This window comes from Paraglaciecola sp., from assembly GCF_051252315.1.
GTDB lineage: Bacteria > Pseudomonadota > Gammaproteobacteria > Enterobacterales > Alteromonadaceae > Paraglaciecola.
In genome coordinates this window covers 1-18,619 of record NZ_JBPOFP010000093.1, presented here as the reverse complement: position 1 = coordinate 18,619, position 18,619 = coordinate 1, and the positions used below count along the sequence as shown (strand labels likewise).

The 18,619-nt window shown below is 33.7% G+C and carries 18 protein-coding genes and 1 pseudogene; all 19 read right to left on the bottom strand.

The features are described 5' to 3' along the window. Positions 1 to 261: 261 nt before the first annotated feature. Positions 262 to 1,361 (bottom strand): annotated as a pseudogene (locus ACSHXM_RS16180) (IS3 family transposase). Between the two features lie 105 nt (positions 1,362 to 1,466). Further along, entirely contained in the window at positions 1,467 to 2,567 is a 1,101-nt protein-coding gene (gene rfbB / locus ACSHXM_RS16175) for a dTDP-glucose 4,6-dehydratase (RefSeq protein WP_435690349.1), read from the bottom strand. A 62-nt stretch (positions 2,568 to 2,629) separates the two neighbouring features. Continuing rightward, a complete protein-coding gene (rfbD, locus tag ACSHXM_RS16170; RefSeq protein ID WP_435690347.1) occupies positions 2,630 to 3,505 on the bottom strand; it encodes a dTDP-4-dehydrorhamnose reductase in 876 nt (291 codons plus the stop codon). Positions 3,506 to 3,512: 7 nt separating this feature from the next. Next, entirely contained in the window at positions 3,513 to 4,079 is a 567-nt protein-coding gene (rfbC, locus tag ACSHXM_RS16165) for a dTDP-4-dehydrorhamnose 3,5-epimerase (protein ID WP_435690344.1), read from the bottom strand. Then, a complete protein-coding gene (gene rfbA / locus ACSHXM_RS16160; protein ID WP_435690342.1) occupies positions 4,079 to 4,963 on the bottom strand; it encodes a glucose-1-phosphate thymidylyltransferase RfbA in 885 nt (294 codons plus the stop codon). Before rfbA ends, rfbC begins: the two co-directional genes overlap by 1 nt. Next, positions 4,964 to 5,983, bottom strand: a complete 1,020-nt coding sequence (locus tag ACSHXM_RS16155; protein WP_435690340.1) for a DUF1972 domain-containing protein — start codon at positions 5,981 to 5,983, stop codon at positions 4,964 to 4,966. 5 nt (positions 5,984 to 5,988) lie between these two features. After that, positions 5,989 to 6,777, bottom strand: a complete 789-nt coding sequence (locus ACSHXM_RS16150) for a 2OG-Fe(II) oxygenase (RefSeq protein WP_435690338.1) — start codon at positions 6,775 to 6,777, stop codon at positions 5,989 to 5,991. A 7-nt stretch (positions 6,778 to 6,784) separates the two neighbouring features. Beyond that, entirely contained in the window at positions 6,785 to 7,597 is an 813-nt protein-coding gene (locus ACSHXM_RS16145; RefSeq protein WP_435690336.1) for a hypothetical protein, read from the bottom strand. Beyond that, a complete protein-coding gene (locus ACSHXM_RS16140) occupies positions 7,584 to 8,696 on the bottom strand; it encodes a hypothetical protein (RefSeq protein WP_435690334.1) in 1,113 nt (370 codons plus the stop codon). Before ACSHXM_RS16140 ends, ACSHXM_RS16145 begins: the two co-directional genes overlap by 14 nt. After that, complete coding sequence (locus ACSHXM_RS16135; protein ID WP_435690332.1) at positions 8,683 to 9,507, bottom strand: hypothetical protein; 825 nt, start codon at positions 9,505 to 9,507, stop codon at positions 8,683 to 8,685. Before ACSHXM_RS16135 ends, ACSHXM_RS16140 begins: the two co-directional genes overlap by 14 nt. After that, on the bottom strand, positions 9,504 to 10,826 hold the full coding sequence (locus tag ACSHXM_RS16130; protein ID WP_435690330.1) for a hypothetical protein: 1,323 nt from the start codon (positions 10,824 to 10,826) through the stop codon (positions 9,504 to 9,506). Before ACSHXM_RS16130 ends, ACSHXM_RS16135 begins: the two co-directional genes overlap by 4 nt. Then, a complete protein-coding gene (locus ACSHXM_RS16125; protein ID WP_435690328.1) occupies positions 10,826 to 11,485 on the bottom strand; it encodes a hypothetical protein in 660 nt (219 codons plus the stop codon). Before ACSHXM_RS16125 ends, ACSHXM_RS16130 begins: the two co-directional genes overlap by 1 nt. After that, positions 11,482 to 12,573, bottom strand: a complete 1,092-nt coding sequence (locus ACSHXM_RS16120) for a glycosyltransferase (RefSeq protein ID WP_435690326.1) — start codon at positions 12,571 to 12,573, stop codon at positions 11,482 to 11,484. Before ACSHXM_RS16120 ends, ACSHXM_RS16125 begins: the two co-directional genes overlap by 4 nt. Positions 12,574 to 12,643: 70 nt before the next feature. Continuing rightward, positions 12,644 to 13,618: a GDP-L-fucose synthase gene (fcl, locus tag ACSHXM_RS16115; protein WP_435690324.1), complete on the bottom strand. Its 975-nt coding sequence runs from the start codon at positions 13,616 to 13,618 to the stop codon at positions 12,644 to 12,646. Between the two features lie 2 nt (positions 13,619 to 13,620). Further along, positions 13,621 to 14,754, bottom strand: coding sequence for a GDP-mannose 4,6-dehydratase (gene gmd, locus ACSHXM_RS16110; RefSeq protein ID WP_435690322.1), 1,134 nt, complete (start codon positions 14,752 to 14,754; stop codon positions 13,621 to 13,623). Positions 14,755 to 14,824: 70 nt separating this feature from the next. Further along, a complete protein-coding gene (locus ACSHXM_RS16105) occupies positions 14,825 to 16,228 on the bottom strand; it encodes a mannose-1-phosphate guanylyltransferase/mannose-6-phosphate isomerase (RefSeq protein ID WP_435690320.1) in 1,404 nt (467 codons plus the stop codon). Beyond that, positions 16,225 to 16,716, bottom strand: coding sequence for a GDP-mannose mannosyl hydrolase (locus tag ACSHXM_RS16100; protein WP_435690318.1), 492 nt, complete (start codon positions 16,714 to 16,716; stop codon positions 16,225 to 16,227). The genes ACSHXM_RS16105 and ACSHXM_RS16100 overlap by 4 nt, the downstream gene beginning before the upstream one ends. A 112-nt stretch (positions 16,717 to 16,828) precedes the next feature. After that, the gene (locus tag ACSHXM_RS16095; protein WP_435690316.1) at positions 16,829 to 17,191 is read right to left on the bottom strand and encodes a MarR family EPS-associated transcriptional regulator; all 363 of its coding nucleotides are present in this window, start codon (positions 17,189 to 17,191) and stop codon (positions 16,829 to 16,831) included. 284 nt (positions 17,192 to 17,475) lie between these two features. After that, positions 17,476 to 18,483 carry a Wzz/FepE/Etk N-terminal domain-containing protein gene (locus tag ACSHXM_RS16090; protein ID WP_435690314.1) on the bottom strand — a complete coding sequence of 336 codons (1,008 nt, stop codon included), beginning with the start codon at positions 18,481 to 18,483 and terminating at the stop codon, positions 17,476 to 17,478. Positions 18,484 to 18,619 lie beyond the last annotated feature (136 nt).

Genomic DNA, 18,619 nt, shown 5'->3' with positions numbered 1-18,619 from the left:
TCAACCTGAGATTGATGTCGATACATTACTACCTTGGAATGTAGATCTAGATTAGTGGTGTTTACCGGACGGACACAATAGTGCCCCTTCATCACGACGAAAGACTGCCAAATTAAAACCAAAAATTATTAACAACAAACTAAAGAAAAAAGCGGTGATAGAATTGTGTTTAAGAGAATCTTCAGCTAATAAAATTACTGAGGATGTTGGCGTATCGAGGTGTAATGCCCCCATTTTAGACAGTAATCATTCCTAGAAAAATTACGCTGCTGATATTAAGGTTCTTGGTGGAACTCCACCTACTGCGCTATTAGGCCTAATGTTATTGTATGTCCAAAGCCATTTAGTTGCCATCTCTTGTGCTTCTTCTATGTTATGAAACAAGTTCATATCTAACCATTCATGTCGTGCCGTTCGGTTAAATCTTTCAATATATGCATTTTGAGTCGGCTTGCCAGGTTGAATATATATTAATGTGATCTTCTGGTTATTGGCCCACGTGACCAGTTGATTTGATATATATTCAGGTCTATTCTGCGCCGGTCACCGGTCACATCTAATTGCTGCTGGTTTACCCCGCCATTCAATTACTTGTTCAAGTGCTCTAATTACTCGTAAACTGGGCATTGATAAGTCTACATCAATGGCTAATCCTTCACGGTTATAATCATCAATAAAATTAAATGTGCGAATACTACGCCCATCAATTAAGCTATCTGACATAAAATCCATCGACCATACTTGATTCATTGAGATAGGTACACTCAAAGCATCCGGTTTATCACGCTTTAAACGCTTACGAGGCTTTATCCGCAAGTTCAGCTCTAATTCTCGATAGATGCGATACACGCGTTTATGATTCCAACTGAAGCCTTTAACGTTGCATAAATACATAAAGCATAAGCCAAAACCCCAACGCTTATGCGTTGTCGTTAAGCGTAAAAGCCAATAAGCTATCAGAGCGTTTTCAGTCGAGTGTTTCGCTTGGTAACGATAACGACTTTCACTTATATCAACACATGCACAAGCCAATCGAATACTAAAGCGACGGATATTTACCAGCTCTTTCGCCACCTCACGTCGTCTTGATGGCGTTAAAGCTTTCCCTCAATGATCCCCTGACGGATATCCGCTTTAATACGCTCTTAAGCATACATCTTTTTCAATCGTTTATTTTCTTCTTCCAACTCTTTAAGACGCTTCATCATTGAAGCATCCATGCCTCCAAATTTAGAACGCCAATTATAAAATTCTGCGCTGCTCATCCCGTGCTCACGGCACAAATCAGGAACAGAAACACCTTGTTGGTTTTGTTTAAGGATGGCCATTATCCGACTATCACTAAATTTTGATTTTCTCATTGAAAACTCCTTTACTAATAGTTTAGCGGAATTTTTTAGTTAAAACTGCTCTCTTTTTTCGGGGGTATTACAGTAATATATTAATTTCCCCGTTAATTAAATAAATTATGAATACTGCTCAGTTATCCAATTCTGATAAGAGCCATCCATCACGCTTTGCCACCACTCTTCATTATTCAGATACCAGGAGACGGTTTTAGCAATGCCGGTTTCAAAAGACTCATTCGGCTTGTAGCTAAGTTCATTATTGGTTTTAGTTGCATCAATAGCATAACGACGATCATGACCGAGCCTATCTTTAACATAAGTAATAAGTGATTCGGTATTTTCTTCCATTGCTGCTTTTGCATTTGGAAAACACTTAGACAACTCTTTATTTTTCAAAAATTCTTGTTCAACTAATTTTGAAATAGTTTTTACTATCTCAATATTGGTCCATTCATTATTGCCCCCAATGTTATAATTTTCACCCACCCGGCCATTTTGCAATACTAAATCAATGCCGTAAGCGTGGTCTTCAACGTATAACCAGTCACGAATTTGTTGGCCATCACCGTAGATGGGTAAAGCTTTATCATGCAAAATATTGGTAATAACTAAAGGAATAAGTTTTTCAGGAAAATGATACGGTCCATAATTGTTAGAACAATTACTAGTAGTAACATTTAAGCCATAAGTATGGTGGTATGCACGAACTAAATGGTCACTTGCTGCTTTACTAGCAGAATAGGGTGAGTTAGGTGCGTAAGCAGTATCTTCTGTAAAAGCTGGGTCGGTTAGTGAAAGCGTTCCATACACTTCATCAGTAGAGACATGATGAAAACGATGTTTTTCAAAAATCCTCTCTCCTTCTAACCACACTTTTTTAGCCGCTTTAAGTAAGCTATAAGTACCCATAATATTAGTTTCAATAAACGCATCAGGACCGGTGATAGAGCGATCAACATGTGATTCAGCGGCAAAATGCACTAATGTATCAATATTATGATCACATAATAATTTTTCGATTAACGCTTGGTCACAAATATTACCATACACGAAATTGAAGTTAGCTTTGTTTTTCACTCTGTCTAAATTGGCAATATTGCCAGCGTAAGTTAGGGCATCAACAACCACAACGTTATCTGAAGGATATTTTTCAAGCCAATAATGTACAAAGTTAGCACCAATAAAACCGGCACCACCAGTAACTAGTAATTTTTTCATAATAAATCTCTAAAATTCCTTACATAAATGATATTTTCTCGCTGCTGAGTTAGATGGTAAAACTAAGACAACTCAGTTTTTAATGACTTCATCATCATATGTAATTGTGTTTGCCAATGGTTAAAGGAGAACTCTGGCAATGCTCTTACAAAACTACATTTGTCTAACACGCTATAATGAGGGCGTTGAGCGGGTGTTGGATATTGTTCAGTAGTAATGGGTTTAATTGGTATTATTTTATCCAATAGGCCAAGTTCAAGGCCTATGCGTTGGATAGCAACAGCAAAATCATACCAACTTGCAACACCTGTATCTGTATAGTGATGAATACCACTAACATTATTTATTAAGCTAGCTACACTGGCCTCTGCTAAGCCTTTTGCGTAAGTAGGAGTGCCAATTTGGTCACTAATAACACTAATTTCAGGTTTTGTTCGCATTAAATTCAACATAGTTTTTACAAAGTTATTACCATGCGTTGAATACACCCAGGAGGTCCGAATAATGCAACTTCTTTCTGAATAAGTATTAGTAATTAATTTCTCGCCCTCAGCTTTACTAGCACCATACACACCTAAAGGTTGTATTTTATCATCGGGTAAATACGGCACACCTTTATCACCGTGAAAAACAAAGTCGGTAGATATATGCACAAAGGGTACAAATAAGCTTTTACACGCCTGGGCTAAGTTCCCAACAGCTTCAGAATTAAGCGCATAAGCATTATCAATATCACTTTGGGCTTTATCAACTAAGGTGTATGCCGATGCATTAATAACACCTTCTACTTTTTGGTGCTTTAAACATTCTGTCATTGCAACAAAGTTTTGCAGGTCTATATCATTGCGCCCTAAACAGACCACCTCATGTTCAGTAGATACAAATTGACTTAACTCCCAAGCCAGTTGCCCCGACTTACCTATTACAATTATTTTCATGGGGTACCTAGCTATAGTCAAAAATAGATGTAAATGTTGGCGCATCTTTAAACAAAATTCCAGCTTCATCTTTTGTTGATAACGAAGGTGCTTTTCCATTGTCCAACGGCCATTGAATGTCTAAAGCTGGATCATTCCATAGTAAAGAAATTTCGTGCTCTGGCGCATAATAATTTGTGCATTTATAAACAAACTCTGCTGAATCACTAATAACATAGAAGCCATGAGCGAAACCTTGTGGGACCCATAACTGGCGTTTATTTTTAGCCGACAGATTCACACCAATATGTTGTCCGTAAGTAGAAGATGATTTTCGCATATCAACAGCAACGTCATAGACTTCACCCGAAGTGACACGGACTAACTTACCTTGGGTATATTTAAATTGGTAATGCAAGCCGCGCAAAATGCCTTGGTTAGATTTACTGTGGTTGTCTTGGACAAAAGTAACATCTGCAATATTTTTTCGAAACCAATCATCATGGAACGTTTCCATAAAAAAACCACGTTCATCACCAAATACTTTTGGCTGAATTATCTTTACATCACGGATTGTTGTGTCAATGATATTCATTAAAAAACTCTCTCATCAATCAATTTTAATAAATATTCACCATACCCACTTTTAAGAAGGGGTTGTGCTATATCTCGAAGCTTTTCATCGGTTAACCAACCATTACGATAAGCAACTTCCTCCGGGCAATTGATCTTAAGTCCTTGTCGCTTATCAATAGTCGCGATGAATTGGGCGGCAGCGAGCAAGTCGTCATGGGTACCGGTATCTAACCATGCAGTGCCACGCCCCATAATTTGAACTTTCAAATCACCTGCTTTTAAATACTGGTCAATAACATCAGTAATTTCCAGCTCACCTCGTATAGAAGGTTTTACATTTTTTGCGAATTCCACTACACGCTCATCAAAAAAATATAAACCTGGAACTGCGTAGTTAGACTTTGGTACCACTGGTTTTTCTTCAATAGAAACTGCGGTACCGGTATGGTCAAACTCAACGACTCCATACGAATTCGGGGTAGATACATGGTAACCAAATACTGTGCCACCTTCCAGCCGATTATTTACAAGTTTAAGTGAATTTACTAAATCTTGACCGTAAAACAAATTATCACCAAGAATTAAGGCCGCAGGAGCACCGTTTAAAAATTCTTCAGCTAGAATAAAAGCCTGAGCTAGACCGTCTGGATTTGGTTGAACTTTATAAGAAATTGATATACCAAAATTCGAACCATCAAGCAATAAATCTTTAAAGCGTTTTATTTCCTCTTGAGTAGATATAAGCAAAATCTCTTTAATACCAGCCTGCATCAATGTTGCAAGAGGATAATACACCATAGGTTTATCATAAACTGGCATAAGTTGCTTACTAACTACTTTTGTAAGAGGGTAAAGTCTTGTGCCATTTCCACCAGCTAATATAATACCTTTACGTTCATACATTTAAAATAAATCCTCGTACTGCCTTTTCACAATATCCCATGTATATCGCCGTTCAGCGATCTCTTTCATCCCATTGGACTGCAATTCTGTTTTTAATAAAATGGCTAAATGATCTGCATTGATAAAATAATTAGACATTCCTTCAGTAGAATACCTATTGTAATTACAATCAAAGCATAAAATAGGTATATCAAAAAACATCATTTCTACCAATGAAGGATTTGTACCACCAGCTAAATGGCCGTGAATGTATAAATTTGCATTTTTTCTAATTTCAAATAATTCATCTATGTCATAAATAGGATCTATAAGTTCAATATTAGGAAAGTGTATAAATCTGCTTTTTAATTTTTTACCATACTCACTATTATTCCAGTTACCTATAAACTTTAACCTCTTGTATCTACATTTACTAAACGCAATCAGGATCATCTCGATGTTATTTTCAGGCTCAATACGACACAAGGCTAATGAATAGTCGCTTTTTACAATGGGTATATCACCTCTGATGGCATGATCCCCACCGTAAGCAATCACATTTGCATTCGTACCGTAACAAGAATTAACATACCCTTCAATTGCCTCATTATCCGCAATAATAACATCCGAATAATTAACGGCGATTCTCTCCGATAACCGAAGGAACCACTTAGCAAGTCGGCCCCACTTATTCCTTTTCCATTCCAAGCCATCAATATTAGTAACAACTTTTCTATTGGAAAACAATTTGAATATCGGAATTGCTATTGCTCCAGATACACCTAAAACCAGTAAATCATGTCTTGTAAAAAATAAAGAATGAAGTATAGAAAAAACATCATAAGGTATACTTTGAATTCCATTTGCCTTTAGATTTACAAACTTTAGCTTTGTATTTTTATAACTACTAGGATGTTTTATGTACTCTGGGGCAGAGCAATAAACCAAACCTATTTTTTTAGACGGTATAAGGTTTTCAACTAATGATTCAAAACCGCCATAAGATGAAGGGACACCGACTGTGCCTATTACTGAAAACATAATACCTACTTATTTTTTTTTGTACCAGACCCTAGAATCTTACTTTTATACTTAATTATTTTGGGCATATGTATACCAAGTAACTTTTTGACGAAGCCAACATTTTCAGGATACCAGACGGTAGTCCTTGCTTCTTCTGTTGGCTCCTGTACCGAATAACCATAAGCTGCTATAGAACGTCTATATTGCCCTTCAGGAAAATTAATTTTATCATAACCATGGAATGTATAATCCCGTGTTAACATTATAACGGCTCTGTTAAAAATAGGTTCAATTAAAACTGGCTTACTACCTTTTTTCAGACCATTTCTGAGTTTTAACTCTCCACCGTATTCTTTTTTCCAATTTTCATTTAAATATAATAAAATATTAACATCTCTAAACCAGTTTTCATTCAGGGGATGGTAATTAAAATCAACATGCATATTTAGGTAAGAATCTTTACCACCTTGGTGCAATCCACCACCATGAAAACTAGGATCAACAAAAACATCTCTTCCTGTTATTTCTTGTATAATACTGTTAAATCTATTAGAAAAAAAATCGTTTTTAAGTATACTAAACTCTGGAGAAATTTCCTCAAAACCAGACTTTTCATATTTATTCTTAGCAAAAATAAAATCGCGACTTTTTTCAACTGAAGAATCAATAGGATCTGGAATTTGAGAAACTGCTTTTAAAAGCAAATTATTATCACAGAATCCATCAATGATAATATAATTGAAAAGATTATTATCTGAAAACTCATTTTTGAACTTACTAATATTACTCTCTAAATATTCAAAATTTATCATAAAACCTCTAAACTTTAAAAAAATTTATAAAAAAACGCTTAATCCAATTTTGTTTTGTTCTCCATTCCTGTAATGACACTGACAAAAACTTACAATCAAATTTAAAAAATTTCAATTTAAGTACGTTTTTATTGTAAAAATATAAGACAGGTGCACCAATAAAATCACGTCGCAATTGACCTATTAATTGATATTCACTAGGGCGGATATTTTGTTTAAAACATAATAGAAAGAAATGAGAAAGACCACCTGCTTTTATAATAGGCTCCATACTTAGGATTTTGGTTAAAATTTCTTTACTATGGAAAGATTGATGAGATACAAAACTATTTTTATGGAGAGATAAAGAACATTTTGTAATGAATTTATAATAAAAACTAGAGCTTTCATATGAGCTCAATAACATAACACAACCATTCAATGCGGGTATTCCGTAACACAACAAAGTGTCTGAATCGAGAATATACAGCTCATCTAAATCTAATACAGAAGGACTTAATAACTTTACTAACTGTTGCAAGTACCAAGGATTTAGGTCAACATTGTTAAGGCCTGATAAAGATAAAAATTCACTATCTTTATAGACTTTAATTCCGTCTTCAATTACATTATTATAGATTTGATCTTGACATATTACATAAAAATCAGTGAAACCGATATTTTTCAGATGTTCAAGATTTTTTTGAAAAACTTGTAAATCTTTCTCGGCAACTAATATAAGTAATGGTATATCAAACCTAAATTCAATATTGGTGAAATCTAAGGGTTTGTAATAAGGTTTAAAACGCTTTATCACAGAAAAAAAATTATTTTTTATCATATTTTCTCAAATTATTAAACGCTATCAGTAACAATGGTGTCAAAGAGAAAATATATCTAGATTTTTCACTAATCCCCATAAATAAAATTAAAAAAGTATTAATAACAAAAAACCAAATTATAAATAACTCTGAACACCTAAAATAACTCAAATATTTAAAAATTCTACCTAGTAAAAATAAAAGCACTATCGCATCAATCACTCTCAAAAAGAATGGAAAAACACGAAAAACTAAAAACAACTCATCTCTTGAATCAGTTAAAAAAGAATTAACAATATTAAAAAAAGATAAAATTATACCAAAAACAACAATTAACAGTCTAACAGGATATAATATAGAATGCAGAATTATATTATCACTTGAAACAAAGGGGCGTAAAAATTCCATTCGCGCATCAATATAAAAGTTTTGATTATACAAAAACTTATTAATTAGGGGATTAAATTCTACATTAGTTGCTAAACCATTAACAATTAAAATAGATATGGAAAAAACAGAAAACAATAAAAATAAATACTTAAAGGAGAATTTTCTTAAAGACAAAATATATGCCACCAAAATTATTAAAATATTCCAAGGCCTTGAGAACATTTCAGCTGTAATAAACAAAGACAACATTAAAATTGGTAATAACTTAATTTTATTTTCTTTATACAAAATATACGCAGACAATACAAAACAAATAGAGATTAGTTCTTTACTGGGCATACCGTTTAAATACATAGAATAAGGTAACAAAATTATATATACTACATTATTTTTTTGATGTAACGAATAAGTGTAAAAAATTAAAAATATCAGGGGACCAAATAAAAAACCTAGGAAATTTACAGAGGAAATTTTACATAACACACTATTTAGGAACACAGATGATATAGACCCCCATGTAACATCAAGTTTCCAATTCTCAAATGATAATAAACAATTATAATTTGAAAAATATAAAAAAAAGTTTAAATCTGTTGCATCAGCCATTTGTACTTGTGTTTCAAATAAACCAATACTATAGCTAGGTAAGACAAACATAAAAAATTGTTGAAAAAGGCTTAGCATAACCAAAAAAATAATTGTAAGGAAAAAATAACTATTCTGGTTCATAAAACTCTATATCTTTATCCAACAATAATGAATACCTCGACATAAGCTCATCACCGAAAACAAAGCTACTTTTTTCTATAGATAATTTTTCAGACCTGAGAGCAATTATTAATTTTGCATTACCCAACAAAGCAGCCCATCTTGAAAATGTACTGTTAGCAACAGCAATTAAGTTAGAATTAAACAAGCAACTAAAGTCCTCAACCGCATCAACACAGTTTCCAAAAAGTAAATCATTGGAAAAATGTAATAAACTCTCAGCTCGATTTTTATCATTAGTTACTATGTATGTTTTAGAAGTATTTCTGCACAAGACATTAACATATACATTTCTGTAAACACTTGACTTAATAGAATTCATATCTCCCAATCTAATATGGATTGTGTTATATGTATTCACTTTTTTAACATTAAAAAAATTCTCAAGATTACTTTTTAGTTTGAGCATATTAGCAGGATAATAATCACATTTTCGTTGGAAATACCCAGCTACATTCCCACTTAAAAATTTCACATCAACATTATTGAGATTAGATACCCAACAAAAACCAAAAATATTTGCCTTTAATAATCTTGAACAAGAAAAGAATAATTTATGAAAAAAAGAAAACTCATAATCTTCATAGACAGTATGACCAATAACACTTAAATGTTCTAGCAATAATTTTTCAAGCTTATTCGTGTGTATTGTCCACATTCCAAATAAAAATATTGATTTTCTACATACTACAAACTCAACATTTTTATTTCCATAAAAAGGCAATACTTGTGAAATATAATTCCCAAAACCACCAATTAAAAAAACTTTCATTTTGTAGCCACCAATTTATTTAAGTAAATCAAAAACTCAAATACCTTTCTCATTAGAATTAAAAATACTATTATTACCGTAAAGTAATAATAATAAGAAGAAGAATTAGATTCAAAAATCATTAACGCTCCACATAAGAACAATGCGAAAAATGTTACCAAATTGAATTTTGTGTTGTAAAAGTTAAGTAAAAAATTCTTACAACCAAAATAAAGAATTAAATTTAAAACAAATAAATTCATGCTTGCTAAAAAATAAATTAACAAAAAACTTTCAACATCATCACTTATTAAAAAACAAGAAAACAAAATAACAAAATATAATAGACCTTTGATATACCTTGAAGAATATTCGTTTGAAATATCCAAGCGTATTACAATTGTATTTACAACATGGAATGGAAGAGTCCAGATTAGATATGTTATTATCATTACTATTGAATCTGATATACTTAATAGGTCACTAAAGAAAGGCAATACAATAATACTCAAATTGCAAGCAATCAAAAGTATGGTAAATATATTGAAAATCATTTTATTCTGAAGTTCAGCACTGCGTAGCCTCAAAATTATAGGAATTAATTGTGATGTAAACAAAGAACTTCCTGAATTAACTATCCTATCGGAATAAGCCATATCAGGTAAAAAATTAGGTGCACTATTTGAAAACCAAGCACCATAAATCAAACCGAACACATTGTTTGGGAATTGTGTTGAAACATCTTTAATTATTTCTATTGGATTTTTTAATTCGTTCCATAAAAATTTTGAAAAAAGTAATTTATATATTTTTATAGAATTTTCAGTGCAAATTAAAAACAAAATCACTATAACACTATTTACAATCAGTAAGAAATCACCATAGTTTATTGGTATATCCAAGTAATCACTTAAGAAAAATGCTAAGATCAATGACAATGAATTAAATAGCGGCAATATAGAACCCATAAAATGTTTGCCATGATAATGATTATCTACAGAAACAACAGAAGCGAACAGCTGTGTAAACAAAAATAAATTTATTATAGTAAAACTATAAATATCAAAATCAAAAGTTTCTGGTATTACCAAATATGTAAAAATAAAATTTATTGTTATTACTGTACTGGCAAAACCATTTAGTCCATTTCTTTCTAAAATACCCGTGTAATACCTACCATGCATTAGTTGAACAAATATTGATTGAATTGCGAAACAAACTGTCATGTATACATAATAAGGATCTGAAGGTGTACTACTTAATTTAGTATATGTGAGAGAAGCTCCGATTAACGATAATATAGCAAATATTACAGGTAATAGTGCATAAACAAAACCCATTAATTTCTAGCTTTAAAATAATCACTTGGCACTGAAATTTCTTTACCTATGAGATTTGATATCTTTTCAAATTTTTTTAATTCTAATCCATTTACTAGATCATTATAATTTATAGTTACATCTATCAGGTTCTGATTTCTATCTAATTCAAATTCATAGTGATGCACTAATTTCTCTAAATACTGAAGATTTTGTCTATGTTGAGAATTTGGTATTTGACCTGGTAACCAAGACCTCTGTTTTGGTACTGATCTTTTAGAAAGAGAATTTATTATCTCATTAGTATCTCTTTTCATTCTAACAAGTACAACATTATCTAATTCACTCAGTTCTGGGACTAAGAGGCTTGCAATAGGATGTTTAAAGCCAATAACTTTATTTGTTGATAATAATCGATGTAATTTAAATCTTCTTTTCAATTGTTTTAGGAATATATCTTTCCCATTAATATAGTCTTGGTTATTTTCTCTTGTAATTGACCAGGGAGAATCCCATACTCCCCCTAAGAAGTTTAGATAATATACCATATCAAATGCGTAAAGTTTACTTTCATTGTTTTTGTCTTGTAATGGGCCCATACTTATTTTATTCATTTCCAATAAGCGGGCTAGTGCACTTGTACCAGATCTGTGCATACCTAAAATTATTATTTTTTTCACTTTTTTATTTCCAATAATTTATTTTTTGTTTTTTGTAATTTCAACTTAGAATTTTTACATTGATGTTGGTATTCATGGTTTATATTTTTATTTTCTAATATATGAATTATTTTTTCTGCAACTTGTTCAGCTGTATCTAGTTCATTAAACAAATAATCTTCAGATGGATTGAGAATATAGCTAGCTCCATTACCTTTCATTGAAATAGTAACACAACCATTGGCTACTGACTCGTAATTTACATAACCTGCTAATTCATAACTAGGCATAAAATGAATTTTAGATTTTGAAAAATTTTTCAAAACTTCTTCTCTCGTTATTTTACCTATTTCTGAAAATTTTTCATTTTGTATTAAAGTACCGTTTTCTAAATTCGAATTAATCAACAAACATTGATGACTTTTACCTAGAATGTTAAAAACTTCACGTATGAACTTAAACCTTTTAAACCTTACATCTCTCCCAACAGCTATAACTGAAATTGATTTACTCAATTCTTCATTATTTTCTACATAGTTTATGTATTCTGGACAAATTGCTTGACACACATCAGACTCTCTTGAAAAATAATTTTTTAGGTTTGGATGTATCACATATCTTTTTTCATTATTTAGTGGTGTTATTAACCTTAATATATTCTTACAAACTGAATGTATTAATATAGATTTTATCTTTAAAGGTGTGTCCTTCCATGTATTTACTTTAGCTATAGTTCCAACTGGACCGATCCAAATATTTTGTTTAAATCGTTGAATCCAAATAAAACTAGCTATTTGCGTAAAAGTAATAAAATTAACCTTATCTAAATCATTCATCTTAATCAACAGATATATTTGTATAAATTGAAGCCAAATTTGAAATCTAATCATCCGAGGTATGTAAAGAAAATACTTTTCTAATGAGAATGTTTTCAAATTAATATTAGTTAATTTTAAATCTAAATATTTATAATCCTCATAACCGACAAAATATATTAATCCGCTATTATTTTCATCTAGGTCTTCCTTTAACCAATTCCAACCAACTTCTCTGTCGCTTCCATAATTTTGTTTGAGTGCATAAGCAATTCGATAATTTTTATTTGACATTTCACAGTTACCAGAAAAAACTTTAATTTATAATTAATTTCACCTAAAAATTAACAACCAATGACCAGCATTATTTTTTGCGAGTACTTTCATAGTTATCTAAATACCAGGTATATGTAGATATCAATCCATCATATAAGCCAGTACTATATTCCCAACCTAAATGTTTCAATCTTGACACATTCATTAACTTTCTTGGAGCACCATCAGGTTTTGTCTCATCAAATTTAATTTCACCTTTAAACCCAACAACTTTTGCTACTGTCTCAACTAATTCTCGTATAGTACAATCTATCCCAGTCCCCACATTTATGTGACTCAACATAGGCTCTGTATTTTCATCATAAATAGACTTGGATAAATTCATAACATAAATAGAAGCGTCGGCCATATCATCAACGTACAAAAATTCACGCATTGGCTGTCCACTACCCCATGCAATTACTTCATTATCCCCATTTAATTTTGCTTCGTGAAAACGTCTTAATAACGCAGGAATAACATGGCTATTTTCTGGGTGGAAATTATCATTCTCACCATATAGATTTGTAGGCATTACACTTCTATAATCCCTTCCATACTGACGGTTAAAGCTCTCGCACAACTTAATTCCTGCAATTTTTGCAACAGCATAAGGTTCATTAGTTTCTTCTAAGGTGCCCGTTAACAAGGCTACTTCAAACATTGGTTGCTCTGCTAATTTTGGGTAAATACATGAAGAGCCTAAAAACAATAATTGCTGAACGTTTGCCAAATGAGCACTATGAATAATATTGCACTGGATCATAAGGTTTTCATAAATAAAATCTGCTGGGTATGTATTATTGGCAACAATCCCACCAACTTTCGCTGCTGCTAAATATACTTGCTCTATTTCTTCAGTTTTAAAAAAATTACTAACAGCTTGCTGATTTGTTAAATCCAATTCATCACGGTTACGTGTGATGATATTTCTATACCCTGCAGATTCTAACTGACGAACAATAGCTGAGCCCACCAAACCTTTATGTCCAGCGACAAAAATTCTTGTATTAAAGTCAGTCATGACTAACCTTGATTCTCAATTGAGATTGCAACATCGTGACCATGAAATTTAAGTAATGAATGCTGTTTTGCCTTATTCAAATCATTTTGTACCATCTCAGCACACATTTCTTCTACTGTAATTTGAGGCGCCCAGCCTAATTTATGCTTAGCTTTTGATGGGTCACCTAATAATGTCTCAACTTCTGCTGGACGGAAATAACGAGGATCAACACGCACAATCACATCTCCAACGTTTAAGGCTGGCGCATTATTTCCTTGAATTGATTTTACTGTTGCAATCTCATCAATACCTTCACCGCTAAATTCTAATTCAACACCTACTTCTTTAGCTGATAATGTAACAAATTCACGCACAGAAATTTGTTTCCCCGTAGCGATAACAAAGTCATCAGCTGTATCTTGTTGTAACATCATCCATTGCATGCGGACATAATCTTTAGCATGCCCCCAATCACGAAGTGCATCCATATTACCTAAGTAAAGACAAGGCTCTAAACCTTGAGAGATATTAGCAATTGCACGGGTAATTTTGCGAGTCACGAAGGTTTCTCCTCGTCTAGGGGATTCGTGATTAAAAAGAATGCCATTACATGCATACATACCATAAGATTCACGGTAATTAACTACTATCCAGTAAGCGTACATTTTTGCAACAGCGTAAGGTGAGCGAGGATGAAATGGTGTTGTTTCTCGTTGAGGAATCTCTTGAACTTCACCATAAAGCTCAGATGTGGAGGCTTGGTAGAATTTGGTTTTTTTCTCTAAACCTAAAAACCGAATAGCCTCTAATAAGCGTAAAGTCCCCATTGCATCTACATCTGCAGTATATTCAGGGCATTCAAATGATACTGCTACGTGAGATTGTGCACCAAGATTATATACTTCATCAGGTTGCACATCTTTAATAATGCGCGTTAAATTGGATGAGTCGGTTAAGTCACCGTAATGAAGAAAAAAGTTTTGATTATTAACATGGTTATCTTGATAAATATGATCAACACGTTCAGTATTTAATGATGATGCACGGCGTTTGATACCATGTACTTCGTAACCTTTTTCTAACAATAGTTCAGCAAGATAAGAACCATCTTGTCCTGTGACACCCGTAATTAACGCAACTTTATTTTTTTTCACTTTCCATTCCTCAAGTATTAACAATTTGATGTTGGTGTAAGCACAACGTCAAAAACAACTTCTTTCTTAATTATGTTCGACCATAGCGGTCTTCAAAACGAACAATATCATCTTCACCTAAGTAAGAGCCCGATTGAACCTCAATCATCTCAAGTGGCATTTTACCTGGATTTTCTAATGCGTGAACTACGCCAATAGGAATATAGGTTGATTCATTTTCAGTCACTAAAAATGTATTATCACCATTAGTTACTTTTGCTGTTCCAGATACGACTATCCAGTGTTCAGCGCGATGGTGGTGCATTTGAATAGAGAGTTTTTCTCCAGGATTCACCGTGATGCGTTTTACTTGATAACGCTTACCATTGTCGATAGAGTCATATTTACCCCATGGACGATACACTTCCCGTTGTATTTTATATTCGCTACGTTGTTCAACTTTTAGTTTTTCAACGATTTGCTTTACATCTTGAACTTTATCTTTACTTGCCACAAGTAAGGCATCTTTAGTATCAACAATGACAACATTGTCTAAGCCTATTGTCGTCACTAAACGTTCACCACCATGGATAAGACTATTTGTTGTATCTTGTAAAATACTATCACCATAAATCGTATTACCGTGTTCATCTTTATCATTCACTTCCCATAACGCAGACCACGCGCCAATATCATTCCACCCTGCATCTAATGGGACGACAACCGCATCGGTTGTGTGTTCCATTACTGCATAATCTATGGATTCATCTGGACATAGTTTAAAAACTTCAGCATCTAATCGAATAAAATCGTTATCAGTTGTCGTATTTTCTAATGCTTTTTTACATGCTGCAGATATCTCAGGACAATATTTTTCTAACTCTTGCAAATAACGGCTGGCTTTTATTAAAAACATACCGCTATTCCAATAATATTTACCACTTTCAACATATTCAGCTGCAACAGATGAATTAGGCTTCTCTTCAAATGCATACACATCAAAACCAGTTGAGTCTGAAACAGCGTGCCCACGTTTAATATATCCATATCCGGTATGAGCTTGGGTAGGAACAATACCAAATGTCACAAGCTTACCTGCTTGGGCAAGTGGAACAGCATTATTAACAGCTTGAGTGAATGCAACCGTATCTTGAATAACATGATCTGCTGCTAATACCAGTAACAAAGGGTCATGATCATTCAATGTTACTTCAGCTGCTAACGCGATAGCTGGAGCGGTATTACGGCCTACTGGCTCTAAAATTATTGAGCCAGTTTTATCAATAGAACGCAATTGCTCTGCAACAATAAAACGATGCTCTTCATTACATATGACTAAAGGTGCGCTAACATCCAGTGCAGATAGACGGCAAAGCGTCTCTTGTAACATGGTATTCTCACCTGTTAAAGCGAGAAACTGCTTTGGGTATAAAGAACGACTCAGTGGCCATAAACGAGAGCCAGATCCGCCGGCCATTATTACAGGAGTAATCATTTATTTGTTACCTTTATATTAGTCATTAAGCTGTCTGCTTGTTTGTCTGTTTGAAAGTACCATTTTGTATGCTTATGCACGTCAATATTGTTTAATAATGACTTTTCAGAAAACCAACGATAATCGTGATGTTGAACATCTGGTAATAAAGCAATATCACCGTTGAAATTTATTTCATAAGCCAATACGACATAGTGTGTAGTAAAGTCGTCTTCAGAAAAATTATCATCATAAAAATGCTGATAAACCCCTTTAAAAATAGGAACTGTATTTGCTATTCCTAATTCTATTTTTAACAGGCGGTTAAACGCCAGTTCAATAGATTCATCTTTCAGTACTCTCCCACCAGGTACAAACCAATAGTCTTTTGCAGGACGATTGACTCTTTTTCCTAATAGAATATTATTTTGGTTATCACGTACTATTAAATCAATTGAGATCAGTGGAGTTGAAGCGACGATTGTTTTGAAGGTTTCTTCTGATAACATATTATTTAGCTGGTTAGTTGTGGCATAAAACGGAAATGTATTTCACTGTTATAATTCGATAAGAGGCATAATCGCATGCTTTAGTGAAATATAATGATCAATATATAACAAACTAATAAATATGACTGTTTCCATTATCGTTATCAGCCTTTTCAATCTCAGCCTGTAACTCTGCAATCTCAGCCTTTAACAATGCATATTCTTCTTTTTTACGTTTCAAGAATTGGCCGGTTATCTCACCTTTCTCCAATATTCCTTGTGGCGTTAAATAATAGGCATAGCCCCGCTTATTATCTGATTTGACAAAGTTATCGACCTTAATCAATCCTTTATCCACTAACGCCTTTATACAATAATTGACACTGCCTAAACTCACACCTAACTCTTTGGATAGCTCACGCTGACTTGCAGCAGGATTGTGTTCAATCGCTTGCAAGACTTTAAAACGTACAAATTCGCGTTGGGTAGGAGACAACTTTTGTCCTTAGTAATGGTTCAAGCAATGTATTAATTTTGTTTCGTGCAGGCTACCGCAAGGAAATACTCTGTTTATTAGGTGATTTCCTTGAAAAAATTATTTATAAATTAATGAGAATACACTAAAAAAAGTTTATTTGTTCAATGCGTGAACAATAGCAAATATGCAGTATACACACAATAAGAAATAGTCTTAGAAATAGGAATTATTTACAAAAAAAATGGCCTCTGGATCTCCAGTAGCCATACCTATGTAAGAAACCATTTTCATCTCAAAAAGGATTAGGCTTCTGCGCCTTCGTCTTTATTCATAAAATGTCTCACGAGCACAATCAACACACCTAGCATGCCACCGAGCATTATCCCTAACACGGCAATTAACGCACGTTTTGGCTTGGCTTTGAGCTCAGGCACCACTGCTGGGTCCAGCGTCTTAAATATGTACTCAGGACTCGCATTAGCTAGCATAATGGTTTGAGTTTGTGATTGTACCAAATCAAATAAACTCGAACGCATCTCTGATAATGACGTATTGTTGATTTCTGATTGCAGATACTCAATCGAACGCTCTGCTTGAGCCACATCATTGTCGCGCAGTGCATCATTAACATCTTTAATTAGCCAGCTCACCCATTTTTCTGCCACATACGGAGATTGATGCTCAATCGCCAAAGTGACAAAGCCACTGTCTTTGTCTTGAGCAATGGACAATTGTTCTTGGAATATAATATGCGCTTCTTGCACACTTGGCTTAGGTTGTTTGGGGAAATCCACTTCTCTTACCCACACACCTGTCTCAGCATCAAATACTTCGGTATCATAACTAATCGTATTATTACCCGCATTCCATTTATCAATCGCCATCAGCTCGGGTAACACATCCGGGTGTTTATTGATAAACGTCGTTAAGAATGCACGAGACTTGATATACTCAATCGCAAATGCGGTTTTATCCGCACCGCCGCCACCGGACAAGCTAACGCCAGCTAAGGACGCCAAACCACCAAACTTACTGGCTAATGACGATGCACTATCACCTTCCTGTACCGGAGCCAATAATGCTTCAGAACGATAAACATTGGGTTGCATCAGGGCATAAACAACAGATAGCACAGCAAACAGACTGGTAAACCTGATGATTAACAACTTACCCGCCCATATAGTAGCAAACAGCTCTCGTAAATCGATTTCATCATCCTCTATCTGGCTGTGATGTGGGCTCGTATTAGAACCAGTGTTCGAACTAGTATTTGAACCCGCTTGTGAGTGCTCATTGGTATTACGTTTCATAGCCAACTCCTTATAAACCACGGATTGCAGCAACGGCAACCGCGCTGTTATAAATGATTTGTGTCACTTGTTGCCATAAGCCTAAGTTATCACGTAAGTTGATATCTAACGGCACCACAATCGTATCACCTGGTTG